The 12,681-nt window shown below is 41.8% G+C and carries 13 protein-coding genes and 1 tRNA gene; 7 read left to right on the top strand and 7 right to left on the bottom strand.

The genetic code is table 11. From position 1 onward, the window contains the following. Positions 1–22: 22 nt before the first annotated feature. The 4 genes from BLP33_RS14230 to BLP33_RS14210 all read right to left on the bottom strand — a co-directional run bounded on the left by BLP33_RS14230 (position 23) and on the right by BLP33_RS14210 (position 3,642). Positions 23–769, bottom strand: a complete 747-nt coding sequence (locus tag BLP33_RS14230; RefSeq protein ID WP_090529523.1) for a hypothetical protein — start codon at positions 767–769, stop codon at positions 23–25. Next, positions 770–931 (bottom strand): hypothetical protein, encoded by a 162-nt coding sequence (locus tag BLP33_RS27460; RefSeq protein WP_175490013.1) that lies wholly within the window; start codon positions 929–931, stop codon positions 770–772. Continuing rightward, a complete protein-coding gene (locus tag BLP33_RS14225) occupies positions 928–2,004 on the bottom strand; it encodes a hypothetical protein (protein WP_090529520.1) in 1,077 nt (358 codons plus the stop codon). Before BLP33_RS14225 ends, BLP33_RS27460 begins: the two co-directional genes overlap by 4 nt. Positions 2,005–3,569: 1,565 nt before the next feature. Further along, positions 3,570–3,642: transfer RNA gene (locus BLP33_RS14210), tRNA-Phe, on the bottom strand. 206 nt (positions 3,643–3,848) lie between these two features. Between BLP33_RS14210 and BLP33_RS14205 the strand changes: the two genes are divergently transcribed. Continuing rightward, positions 3,849–5,147 carry a 4Fe-4S dicluster domain-containing protein gene (locus BLP33_RS14205; RefSeq protein ID WP_090529512.1) on the top strand — a complete coding sequence of 433 codons (1,299 nt, stop codon included), beginning with the start codon at positions 3,849–3,851 and terminating at the stop codon, positions 5,145–5,147. A gap of 104 nt (positions 5,148–5,251) precedes the next feature. After that, a complete protein-coding gene (locus BLP33_RS14200) occupies positions 5,252–6,049 on the top strand; it encodes a (Fe-S)-binding protein (RefSeq protein WP_090529509.1) in 798 nt (265 codons plus the stop codon). Here the strand turns inward: BLP33_RS14200 and BLP33_RS14195 are convergent. Beyond that, positions 6,044–6,526 carry a hypothetical protein gene (locus BLP33_RS14195; protein WP_090529506.1) on the bottom strand — a complete coding sequence of 161 codons (483 nt, stop codon included), beginning with the start codon at positions 6,524–6,526 and terminating at the stop codon, positions 6,044–6,046. The two genes, BLP33_RS14200 and BLP33_RS14195, sit on opposite strands and share 6 nt — an antisense overlap. A gap of 45 nt (positions 6,527–6,571) precedes the next feature. Between BLP33_RS14195 and BLP33_RS14190 the strand changes: the two genes are divergently transcribed. Both BLP33_RS14190 and BLP33_RS14185 read left to right on the top strand, forming a co-directional pair. After that, the gene (locus tag BLP33_RS14190) at positions 6,572–7,057 is read left to right on the top strand and encodes an ABC transporter ATPase (protein WP_090529503.1); all 486 of its coding nucleotides are present in this window, start codon (positions 6,572–6,574) and stop codon (positions 7,055–7,057) included. A 115-nt stretch (positions 7,058–7,172) separates the two neighbouring features. After that, complete coding sequence (locus BLP33_RS14185; protein WP_090529500.1) at positions 7,173–7,571, top strand: SPW repeat domain-containing protein; 399 nt, start codon at positions 7,173–7,175, stop codon at positions 7,569–7,571. A 59-nt stretch (positions 7,572–7,630) separates the two neighbouring features. On the opposite strand, the gene BLP33_RS14180 is transcribed toward BLP33_RS14185, so the two are convergent. Continuing rightward, on the bottom strand, positions 7,631–8,317 hold the full coding sequence (locus BLP33_RS14180) for a PAS domain-containing protein (RefSeq protein WP_090529497.1): 687 nt from the start codon (positions 8,315–8,317) through the stop codon (positions 7,631–7,633). A gap of 86 nt (positions 8,318–8,403) precedes the next feature. Then, positions 8,404–9,660 (bottom strand): BamA/TamA family outer membrane protein, encoded by a 1,257-nt coding sequence (locus BLP33_RS14175; RefSeq protein WP_139159990.1) that lies wholly within the window; start codon positions 9,658–9,660, stop codon positions 8,404–8,406. A 194-nt stretch (positions 9,661–9,854) separates the two neighbouring features. On the opposite strand from BLP33_RS14175, the gene BLP33_RS14170 reads away from it, so the two are divergent. The 3 genes from BLP33_RS14170 (at position 9,855) to rpsI (ending at position 12,664) form a co-directional block, all read left to right on the top strand. After that, positions 9,855–11,279 (top strand): S41 family peptidase, encoded by a 1,425-nt coding sequence (locus tag BLP33_RS14170; protein WP_090529491.1) that lies wholly within the window; start codon positions 9,855–9,857, stop codon positions 11,277–11,279. Positions 11,280–11,814: 535 nt separating this feature from the next. Then, complete coding sequence (rplM, locus tag BLP33_RS14165) at positions 11,815–12,252, top strand: 50S ribosomal protein L13 (RefSeq protein WP_090529488.1); 438 nt, start codon at positions 11,815–11,817, stop codon at positions 12,250–12,252. Positions 12,253–12,277: 25 nt separating this feature from the next. After that, complete coding sequence (gene rpsI, locus BLP33_RS14160) at positions 12,278–12,664, top strand: 30S ribosomal protein S9 (protein ID WP_090529485.1); 387 nt, start codon at positions 12,278–12,280, stop codon at positions 12,662–12,664. Positions 12,665–12,681 lie beyond the last annotated feature (17 nt).

The raw sequence follows: 12,681 nt of genomic DNA, 5'->3' as shown, positions 1-12,681 counted from the left end.
TTTACGATTTAAGATGGAGAATTCAGGCTCGTTTGTTTTTCTTTAATATTTTGATCTCTTTTTGTACTGTTTCTAATTGCTTTTCCTGTTTAATAAGATACAAAGTCAGCTCTTCCACTTTCTTTAGCAGCAGTTTATTCATTTCTCCCACATTCAAGCCGTTTTTTGCGATTTCCTGCTCGGAGGGTATTTCTGGCAGGTGCTGGTTTTGATCGATGTATTCCTTGACGTCTGTTAAAGATAGCAGCTGATAAGCTGGCTTGAAAACATAGTCAGGCCAGTTGGCAGTCTCTACTTTTATCTGTTTGGAGCGGATATTACCGTTAACCGAGAGCGCCTCCCTTGGTGTATTGGTTCCAATACCTACATTCCCACTGATATATAGTTTATCCGCAGATGACCAGGCAGGCGGATCGTACCCGATTCCTACACCTGTTCCGTTAACCTGCAGTACCTTTCCGTTTTCCGTACTGCTCAGATCGATGAATCGAAAATTACTGGCATAGGCCGGGGTGCCCCAAGTTCCCTGATAAAACATTTTCAGTGCGGTCGTCTGATTTACGTCGTACTGGTTGAAAATATGCAATCTGGCACCGGGCGAAGTAACGCCGACACCGATGGCCCCCGCAAAATACCCCTGACCGTCGGCCCTGACGCTAAAGTTTGTGATCCCGTTGGCAATGCCATCGAAATAGTAATTGGCTGCATTATTGTTATTGTCAGTTATGGCACGGAATATGCCTCCTGAATAATAATACCCCGTTCCCAACTAATGGCCAACAAAAAATGACTGCCCGATTGAGGTCTGGGCGACGATCTTGGTATTATTGTTCAATGCGTCATTCGCATCTACCGTAACAGTTTTCGTTTGTGCAAATCCGGTATGGATTCCCGCCAAACCAGTTATGGCCAGTAATAAAATTCTTTTCATCGTTTATTCAATTTGTTTTTTAGCTGTTTAACCTCTTTTTTCAATGCTGTTATTTCTTCTGTTGCTTTAATCATGTACAGCGTCATTTCTTCCATCTTTTTTAGCAAAAGCTTGTTAGCCTCGCTGACATCAAGACCGGTTTTGATCATCTCGGCTTCCGATGGAACTCCGGGGAGATGCTTATTTTCCCGGATATAGCTTTTAACCTCTTTCAGGGCCGGTAGTCTGTAATCCTTTTTGAAAACATAGTCAGACCATCCATTCAGATCGATCACTACAGACTTGGCATGAACGGTGCCATTGACAGACAGCTTCTGGTCGGGGGTTAGGGTGCCAACGCCAATATTCCCGGTTCCGTCAATAATAAGGTCATTCCCATAATACCATTGGGCACCAGTCCCCAGTTTATCAAAACTTCGTCTGGTCCCTAAGATCATTTTCCCCGTGGCGTTACTGTTGCTTGTATTTCCTGCTACGGTTATTATTCTTGCCTGCCCCCAGGCGTTAGTACCATCCGTATTAGCGGGAATGATGAATTCCAACTGAGCTCCTAAAGTTGTTGACCTGCCACCCGTGTTGGCCTGGATAGCCAAATCATTATTATTGATGCTAATGCTGTTACCGCCGTCTATGGAAACACCGCTTCCAATTAAATGTAAACGTGCAATAGGACCTGTCGTGCCAACACCCACATTACCATTGTAAGTCCAAGTCATGGCATGCTGATCGGGGATGTCATTTTGATTATTGCCACTATTGATAAATAAATCTAACTGTGATCCCCAAAAACTGGGACCGCCGTGCCCAATTCTGAATTCCGCACTTTCGTTATAGGAATAACCGGACGTACCTGATCTGGAAAGTTTAAAAACCGATTTGGTTGGTGCTAAGACGCCTCCCGGTTTACTTGTTGTTGGCTCTACAACCTGTAGGTTACTTACAGGTGTTGCTGTGCCGATGCCTATAGCATTTGAAGTTGATGTAACAGTATTTGCTCCATTAGTTATCCATTGAGCAAAAAGATAGTTCGATATGCAAACGAACAGACTGGTGATTAAGGTTAGTTTTTTCATGAGTTAGTTAGAATTATTGTATTATCCGTGGTAATTGAAAATCAGTTATAGGTGACAAGCCTAAACTTTGGCTTGCCCGAGTGGGGCTAAAAGTTGTTTCTCGTGGTGTTTAAAGGGTGCCGCTGTAGCTTATTTATGAGATTCAGCGACCGTTATAACTGGTAGTTTGTAAATGCTGTTGCGCAACTGTACTGGATGCTCTTTTTTTAAGAAAAGACACCCTTAAATCATTGAACCGGATTGGACGGAAATTAGGATTGCGAAGAAAGATTGATATGGATTTCATGTGATAAGTAATAAGGTTGTTTCTGAATTTTACACAATGATATTTAATAATATTTATCAATCAAAGTTCTTATTGAAAAACTTTACTGTTTTCAGGCTCGCTTTTATATTGGCCTGATAGGTTTTGTTTCGATTGCCAAGGCAGTCATTCGAATGATCATTAGTCAAGTTATCGGATTCAGTGACCTTTTAAGTCGAGTGATGGAAAAGGCAACCCAAAATAATCAAGCCAAACTCAACATTGAGCGTCTATCTGCTCATTCTACTTTTCTAATTTATTTACCAATCTTACTTTATAAAGGCGATTACAAAATCATAGAAAAAATTAGAAAACCCCAATAAGTATAGACCATCAATAACTATGAATCTAAACCTCATTATCGAAAACCTGGCCTTTTTTACGGTTACCGCTATGAATGTTGCTGTTGTAAATTATGTTGCCAACAATAGCAAAAACAGCGTTATGATAGATTTTATTACCCTAATTCTTTCAGGAGCACTGACAATCATATTTAAAGATATTGTTTGCTTAATATATTCCTCACCTTTTCTGCTAATCAAAGAAAGCTCGATCGATTGACAAATTCGTTTTCAGACGAGCATATAGAGCAAACTAAACAGGTCTTATACTCCATTTTAATTTTCAATCTGATGCTATATGTTTATTTGAAATATTCAGAGTATTTGAAAAAAAGAACACAAAGATTGATAGAGCAAGGAAAGAAAAAAAGACTTGAACGTACAAATCCTTAAAGCATTCAAAAGATAGCCATAAATGCCACTGCAAGGCTTACCTTTTAAGTGAAACTGGTTGAATAGCGAACTTTAACGCTATACTCAATTCTAACTTTTCTTATTTTTATTGAAATGTTACTTTTATAAGGGTAATTACAAGATTCTATAAAAAATTAGAAATGGAAAGGAGAGCAGGAAATGAATTATTAGGCAAAGTTACGCTTATAGCTGCTGGAGCGTTGCAAGGAACTACGGCATAAACACAACCCGATTCACAGCCCCTCATTTATTCCGTTCCTCCTTGCACTTGATTGCTATAAGAGTGCATGGGCATCACAATTCATTTATTCACTTAAAAAGTGCGCCAAAAGTGCGCCAAATAACCTTAAAAAGCATAGCAAAATACGAAACAGACAGAAAAGACACAGAACCGCTAAACCAACGAGTAATTAACAAGATTTTATTAAAAACCGCATTTATAGCTTCCAATAGCAGTTTTAAGGCATCAAAAAGCCCCTTAGAATTAACTAAGAAGCTTTAACCTGTGGTACCAACTGGGATCGAACCAGTGACACAAGGATTTTCAGTCCTTTGCTCTACCATCTGAGCTATGGTACCAAACCGTTCCCGTGTTTGGGGAGTGCAAATGTAGCCTTTTTTTTATGTTTGAAAACTTTTTTTTGAAAAAAGTTTCTGCTCGCCTGCTGGTTTTAAATAATTGTGCAGGTAATCAGCTAATTAATTTTCAAATATTTTTTCAATCCCAAAACATTTCGCCCTTTAAACAATTCATTTAACTTTGAGAAAAATACTATGCACGCATAATGATTGCTCAGCTTATATTTATTATCATCCTGGCGGTTGCCGTTTACTTCTTCGGCAAGAACGTGTCTAAAATCAGGCGCAATATTTTGCTGGGTAAAGACACGGATCGTAACGACCAGCCGGCCCTGCGCTGGAAAGTGATGGCCAAAATTGCCCTTGGCCAAACCAAAATGGTTAAACGCCCTGTAGCAGCGGTAATGCACTTTTTTATTTATATTGGGTTTATTATCATCAATCTTGAAGTGCTGGAGATCATGATTGATGGGGTCTTTGGCTCGCACCGTATCTTTGCGCATCCGCTTGGTGGCTTGTATAGTTTTTTAATAGGCGGTTTCGAGATGCTTGCAGTATTGGTACTTACGGCATGTATCGTTTTCCTGTGCAGGCGCAATGTTGTACATCTAAAACGCTTTACAGGTACAGAAATGACTCAATGGCCAAAATCTGATGCGAATTACATCCTTATTACTGAGATCTTGCTCATGACAGCTTTCCTGACCATGAACGCTGCGGATTATAAATTACAGTTATTGCATTTTGGTCACTATGTTACTGCGGGGAGTTTTCCGGTAAGCTCATTACTGGCGCCGCTATTGCCCGATAGCGCTTCGGCATTGGTAATTACCGAGCGTGTTTGCTGGTGGTTTCATATTGTTGGAATCTTGTGTTTCTTAAATTACCTGCCATATTCAAAGCATTTTCATATCCTGTTGGCTTTCCCCAATACGTACTATTCAAACTTGAACCCTAAAGGGAAATTTACCAATATGGCATCGGTTACTAATGAGGTCAAAGCCATGCTCGATCCATCATTCGTTCCCGAAAATAATGGCGATCCCGCCCGTTTTGGTGCAAAGGATGTAACCGACCTTACCTGGAAAAACCTGATGGAGGCATATACCTGCACCGAATGCGGCAGGTGCACCTCGGTTTGCCCGGCTAACATTACCGGCAAACTGCTGTCGCCGCGCAAGATCATGATGGATACCCGCGACCGGATTACGGAAGTCGGCAATAACATTGATAAGCACGGTAAAGACCATCAGGATGATAAATCATTGCTTGACAATTACATTACCCGCGAAGAGCTCTGGGCTTGTACCAGTTGCAATGCCTGTGTGGAAGCTTGCCCGGTGAACATCAATCCGCTGGAGATCATAACAGAAATGCGCCGTTATATTGTAATGGAAGAATCGCAGGCCCCGGCAAGTTTAAATAATATGTTCGGTAACGTAGAAAACAACGGCGCCCCATGGAAGTACAGCCAGGCCGACAGATTTAACTGGGCGGAGGAATAGTTTTACAGATCATAGTTAATGGTTTATAGATCATGGCTGTGAAGGGAAATAAAAATAATTAACAATGGTCCATGGACTATCGACCATAAATAAAACCATGAGCTATGAACAATGAACCATTGGCCATCCCAACCATGGCCGAAATGGCTGCACAGGGTAAGGAGCCTGAAATTTTGTTTTGGGTAGGATGTGCCGGTAGCTTTGATGAGCGTGCCCGGAAAATTACCCGCGATATCTGTAAGATATTGCAGCATGTGGGTATTAGCTATGCAGTGTTAGGTACAGAAGAAAATTGCACCGGCGACCCTGCCAAACGTGCGGGAAATGAATTCCTGTTTCAGATGCAGGCCATAATGAATATCCAGGTGCTTGACGGTTATAATATCAAAAAAATAGTCACCGGTTGCCCGCATTGTTTTAATACCATAAAAAATGAGTATCCCGGCCTGGGCGGCAATTATGAGGTGATCCATCACACGCAACTTATTCAACAGTTGATTGATGCCGGTAAGCTGAAAGCCGAAGGTGGCGAAAGTTTTAAGGGGAAAAGGATCACTTATCATGACCCCTGTTATTTGGGACGGGGAAATGATGTTTACGAGGCTCCGCGCGCGGCGTTAGAGATCCTGGATACCGAATTGGTGGAAATGAAACGCTGCAAATCAAACGGGCTGTGCTGTGGTGCGGGCGGCGCGCAAATGTTTAAGGAACCTGAACCAGGCAAAAAGGATATCAATATAGAGCGGATTGCCGATGTTATAGAAGTCAAAGCACAGGTGGTAGCCGCCGCCTGTCCGTTTTGTATGACAATGCTTACTGATGGCGTAAAAAATCAGGATAAGGAACAGGAGATAAAGGTGCTGGATATTGCCGAGATCACGGTTAGGGCTAATGGTTTATAAACCTTTTGTCCTGAAATAATGCAACGCGCTCTTCAGACTGTCAAATTTGGTGGAGCTCATGTTATGTACCGGTAAATCAAATGTAGTGGCCATTGAGTCGATATTGCCATTGGGATCCTCATAGGTTTGCACAATGATATCATCGGTTTGGGTATTGAATTTTACTGTGCCTGTAGTGTCGCTGCCCACGTAATCAACATTGGTTAAACGGTGCAAGTTGAAAGAAAAATATTCCTGCTTGCCCTGTTGATAAGTTTTCCTTAAACGTAAAAAATAGTCGTTGGTAAGGGCAATCTCCCACTTTTTAAGGTTGATATCAGGCGCGGGGTTAAACGAGGTGCTAAGGCACTTATTACTCCAGTTTAACCATTCCTGTTCGCTCATTCCGGCTTTAAAACCGTAATTTAGCGCACTAAGGGCTAAAATTGATGTAATGAGCGCGGTTTTTCCAATTGATGGCAGAATTGATATTTTCATGACAACAAAATGTAACCCGAAGTTAATAAATTGATATTTTTGGAAATGAAATTTTCTCCACAGTCAAGAGTTTGGATCTATCAGTCGGACAGGAAATTAACCGATCTGGAAGTGCAGCAGATACAGCCCGAGCTGAACAAGTTTACCACCAACTGGACAGCCCACAACAACCAGCTGAAAGCCAAAGGTGAGGTTAGGTACAACCGTTTTTTTATTTTGATAGTTGATGAAAGCCAGGCAGGCGCCAGCGGCTGTTCTATTGATAAATCGGTTCATTTTATGCAGCAGGTGCAGCAACATTTAGGCATCAATCTTTTCGACAGGTTCAATTTGGCTTATCGCGAAGGAGAGGAAGTGCTCTCACTGCCACGCCATGATTTTGAGGCTAAGCTGAAAGATGGTAGCATCAATAAGGAAACGGTTGTTTACAACAACCTGGTGCAAAATTTAACCGAGCTTGAAACTAAATGGGAGGTGCCGTTTAAAGATAGCTGGCATATTCAGCTGTTTCGTGACCTCGTAGCTAATTGATTGCCACGCAATTCAATTTTTTTAAATTTACTGTGCTTAAGCCGTGCAAATGTTTACCTTTGGCACAAAATTTAGATATAAATCATTTTACTGATACTTTATAAATAAGCTAAAAATGAAAGGCTTCATCTCAACAAAAACTTACGGATTTTTAAACTACGTTGTAGCCCTGTTAATGATTTCATCATTATGGACGTTTGATACACTTCATGTTGGCGGTGCTGCTTTGTTCCTGCCTTTGATCATTGGTTGGTTACAGTTGATCATGGCTATCTTCGCTAAAAACGAAATGGGCTTTATTAAGCAATTTCCGATGGTTATGCATAATGTTGGTGATGTAATTATGGGATCATTTTTATTTTGTTCACCATGGGTTTATGCTTTTTCTGATAAATTGGTAGCTCCGCAATTGATTTTTGGTGCTTACCTTTTAATTGTAGGTTGCTTTACCAAAGGTTCACCATTCATTAACCCACAGGTAGAAGAAGATCACGGTGTAAGCTATAATGCTTAATCCTTTTTCCTGAAAAGATATAATACAAAAGAGGTGCTCAAATGAGCACCTCTTTTGTATTATATGCCAAGCTCTTTTGATCGCTGTTCTTCCCGTTGATTACGCATGATTTTAGTGAAACCACGATGATTGTGCTGTTCATCAAACAGCGGGAAAACCAGCCCGCTGCCCCAAAAGCGTGTGCCGTCCTTGCGTACATGATAACGCTCATCGATAGCTCTGCCCCGGCTCAGCGCTTTTTTTAATTCGGCTTCGGGTTTACCTTCGGCAATATCTTCGGGAGTAAAAAAAATCCGGGCGCTTAGGCCTAATACTTCCTGTTCGGTGTAGCCAAGCACTTTTTGGGCACCGGTATTCCAGCTGTTAACGTCACCATTTTTATCTGTAGTGATCACCGCGTAATCTTCCAGGCTGTCCAACACCTGCCTGAAAAATTCCTCGCTCATCCTAAAATAAGTGTCGTCGAAAAGGTCCTGGCTGGTTATAGTGTCACCAAAGGTTTGATATTCGATGAAAATACTGGTATTGTCGACACCACAAACCAGTTGCATGGGCTCGCGGGTGATGCGGTAAAAAGTTTCAAAGCCTGTTGGTAATTTATTTAATTCCGGTTTTTCTTTTATTGGTACAAGTGTTATGTCGACAGCCTCATCTTGCTGTTGGTTCAGGTTGATCTTTACCAATACATATTCGTAGCCTTTTTCAATCAGGTCGCCGAGTAGTTGTGAGGTTAACGGAGTGCGCATTTATGGTAGATTGCTTGTTCAGGCAATTTCAGCACAAAAATGACACCAATTATAACGGTATAACCATCATCGTAGCCTGCTTATAGTTAAAATACCTCGTTAAGTCCCAAAAAGAACCCACTTGAACCATAAGTTCCCCTGGCATAATCAATACATAGATTAGAGCGCGTGTATTTATTAAACAACAGTCGCAAGCCCACTCCGCCACCGGGCTCCCAATACCTGAATAGTTTTATGCGTTGCTGGTTGTTAGCCGTTTCGGCATTGACAAAGGCAACACCGCTGAGCAACTTATTGCTTGTTAGCGGAAAGCGGTATTCGGCCTCATTGTATACAAACGACATGCCTTTAAACCTACCTATAATAAATGCTCTGCCAATGCGGCCATAAGCATCGCTGCCGGTGCCGGGCAGTTCAAGGTAGGGCAGTGCCCCGCTTAATAAATAGTTTGACCAGTGCCACAACGCAAAAACATGTTCGGGGTGAGTTGATGACAGGCTCCAGTACTTCCTGAACTCAAACTTTACCTGCATGGCATTGCGGTTGCTTCCCAGCCAGGTTTGGTTGCTCCGAAAAACTATATCGGCATAAATACCCCTGAACGGGCGGTTAGGCTGGTCGCGGTTATTGAACTGGAAATTGAACAACAAGCCATTAGCCTGGTACGAGTTAACAGGAAAGCCGTTACGGATACTATAGCGGTAGTTATGAGTTTTTGATATGGGGATATCCTTGCGGTCATCATCTATATGGCTGTAATAATTAAAGCTTAGCCCGGCACCTACATATATATGATGTGCCAGTTTACGGTAGATGCGCTCATTGGCTTTGATGTATACATAACGGATAGGGAAGGCATCCGGATTGTTTTCAAAGTGGGTATTGTTCATGAAAAAGCTGCCTTCGCCAAAGCTGCGCCTGCCGGTGCCGAGGCCGTTGTCCATGGCAACGGTTTTCCCTATTTGTACAGTGCCCTGCAGGTTCCACTTGTTTTGAGCCGAAAAAGCGTTTTGTTTAAACTCAAAAGTAGAGAGCCCGCTTGTTGACAGGTAAAAGCCGGCATTAATTACCGAAAGTGTTGTAGTTGAAGGATCACCAAAGTATTTTCCTCCTGATGAGATAACCCCAACGGCAAAACCCACGCTTGGGTTGTAAGCTGCCGATGGTAATACAGACCAATAGGTGCGATTTCGTAGCTGTTCGGTAGCTGCGGCAGGTTTGCTGCTTTTGCCGCTGAATATGGAAGCTAAGATTCCATTGGCGTCTACCTGTGTTTGTAACGAATCAACCGGATCGGCCAGGGTTTGGGCAAACAACTTGCAGGTACTTAAAAGTACAATCAAGGTTAAGGTGAGCCGGTAAGCAGCGGGAGCCAATTATTCAGGAATTAATTAGTGTTCCTGCTAATATATTTATATCATCTGAATGTAAAAAACTTATTACAAAATAAAAATTCCATAAGTGCCGGCCGTCTGACGAATGACTAATTACAAGCAATTAAGAAGCTGCTTGCAACCAATTTGCTATTTTGTGCATCATGTTTGATATGAAGCTGCCTTTACTCTTATTACTAATAATGGTGTTGCCTGTTGTTGGCTTATCTGCAAAAAAACAGGATACTCTTGCTACAGAAAAACACTACTCAAAACATCAGTTAGCCGAAGATGTAAAATACCTGGTTGCCACGGTTGCCGACGTGCATCCTGATATGTATCACAGCATAAGTAAGGCTTCCTATTCGCGGCTCACTGATAGGGTGCTTGCCAGCCTGCACGATGGTATGACAGCGAAAGAGGCGTGGCCAATTATGGCAGGGCTGATAGGCGCATTGAATGAAGGGCATAGTGTGTTTAACTATCCCGAATCGTTAGTTGACGAATTGAAGGCTGGGGGAAATCTTTTATTTCCTGTACTGATAAGAGAGTTTAACGGTACAGGGTTTATTGTGAGGCTTGATGCTTCCTTGGAAGATAAACTAAAGCCGGGCGATGCCATCATCAGCATCAATGGAATTGCTACAGAGAAATTGATGGGTAAGCTGGGTGGTTATGCGGGCGGTCTGCCGCAATATAAAGCTCTTGATATCTGTCGTAACCTCATCGTGTATTTGCATCTGTATGGAGTAAACGGGCCATGGCATATCCGTTACCTGCGCAACAACCAGGTAGATAGTGCAGTAGTAAACCCGGTTTCATGGGCAGATTTCAGAAGCAATATTGCTGCAAGAGCGAAAGACCTGCCTAAGATTAAACCAATTGCAGATCATCAATTTGATTTTTTGAATACGGATAAAGCCTATTTGGCATTGAATACACTTACAGCTGAACCGGCTGTATTTAAACGGTTTTTAGATTCGTGCTTTACTTCCATTAAAAACAAACAAGCCAAGGTGCTGATCATCGATTTGCGAAAAAATGGGGGAGGTAATTCGGCATTAGCCGAAATGTTATTAGGCTATATTACCGATAAGCCTTTCCGGATGGCAGGAGGTGTAAAGTGGAAAGTAAGCCAGGAGTACAAAGATCAGCTTAATGAAAAGTTAAAAGGAGAAGGGCCACAAACGATGGCTTATTATTTTAATGCCATTAATGGTACTACTATATCAAATAGCGGTGATAAACCTGCCCGGTCAACATTTAATGATTTGTTATTCAAAGGGAACGTTTTGGTGCTGATTGGCCCGCATACTTTTTCAAGTGCCAACATGCTGGCCAATACCATTCAGGATTATAAGCTGGCTACATTGGTCGGTGAACCATCAGGCGAACCGGCCAATGATTATGGTGAACTGATTTTTTTGAAACTGCCTAACACCGGGTTTACGTTTACTACTTCAACCAAGCAATTTATCAGGGCCAATGGTAATACTAATGATCAACACCCGGTAATGCCAGACTTTATGGTAAAGGATAACCCGCTAACACATGCTGATGAGGTATTGGATTTTGCTTTAGCTAAGTAATTGGAGAACTGATTTAGTAGATTTAAGAAGGTAAAGCATCATACTCATATAGCATTCCGGATGTGTTTTCTGTGTTAGGGATAGAAGTGGATACCGGCCATGCGCGTAATGCCTGCAGGCGTATGAACGTATAGCCCGGGCCGCAGGCAACACCATTATTTTGATTTGAGATTTCGGATGTTGGATGTCGGATTTTTTTATTGGGATTACACCGATTGATTTTTGATTACACAGATTTTTTCTGAACCGGGTTTATCGGATTCTGGTAGTTGTCTGAACTCGAATTAAACGAATTATTGAATTTTTTCGAATTCCTAAAATTTTGACTATTCCGAAAATTCAACAAGTTCGGGTTCAGACAAAATAAAATCCTGACAATCTTCGCCCCCCCCCTTAAATTCCGGTTCAGACACTCCATCAGTCCAGTCGCAATCTTTTCCTTAAAATCTATTTGCTAATAAGATAATTAACCCTATCTTTGCAGTCCCGAAAATACGGGGTATAATAAACGTTTAAACAATTTAATTTAAAGCAAGTGAATACGTTAAGTTACAAAACTGTCTCAGCCAACAAAAAAACCGTTAACAAACAATGGGTTGTTGTTGACGCCGAAGGCGAGATTTTGGGGCGCTTGTCTACGAAGATCGCAATGATCATCCGTGGTAAAACCAAGCCTGATTTCACCCCAAACGTAGACTGTGGTGATAATGTGATCGTTATCAACGCAGACAAGGTAAAACTGACCGGCAACAAACTAAGCGACAAAGTTTATGTTCGTTACACTGGATATCCAGGTGGTCAGCGTTTTATTTCTCCTAAGGAGTTATTGGCGAAACATCCAACCCGCATCATCGAGAAAGCGGTACGTGGTATGTTACCTAAAAATCGTTTGGGTAAAGCATTATTCGGCAATTTGCATGTATATGCAGGTGCTGAGCATCCTCATGCAGCGCAAAACCCAACAGCCATTTAATTTTTAATTTTTAAGGAGAAAAAAAATGCCAACAACTAACACTTCAGGCAGAAGAAAAACAGCCGTTGCCCGCATCTACCTTACAGAAGGAAATGGTGCGATCATCGTTAACGGTAAAGATTACAAAGAGTATTTCCCTACTTTGCCATTGCAATATATCGTAACTCAGAGCACTGAGGTTTCTGGTAGCACCGGAAAATACGATGTTAAAGCAAACGTTGCAGGTGGTGGTGTAAAAGGACAGGCAGAAGCCGTTCGTTTAGCTATCGCTAAAGCTATTGTTGAACTTGATGCTGAAAAGAAACCGGCATTACGTGCTAAAGGCTTAATGACCCGCGATGACCGTATGGTTGAGCGTAAAAAACCAGGTCGCAGGAAAGCACGTAAGAGATTCCAATTCAGTAAACGTTAATCAAAGGAGGACAACAA

It is taken from the genome of Mucilaginibacter sp. NFR10, assembly GCF_900100445.1.
Taxonomy (GTDB): Bacteria; Bacteroidota; Bacteroidia; order Sphingobacteriales; family Sphingobacteriaceae; genus Mucilaginibacter; species Mucilaginibacter rubeus.
This window is presented reverse-complemented; position numbering and strand designations above follow the sequence as displayed.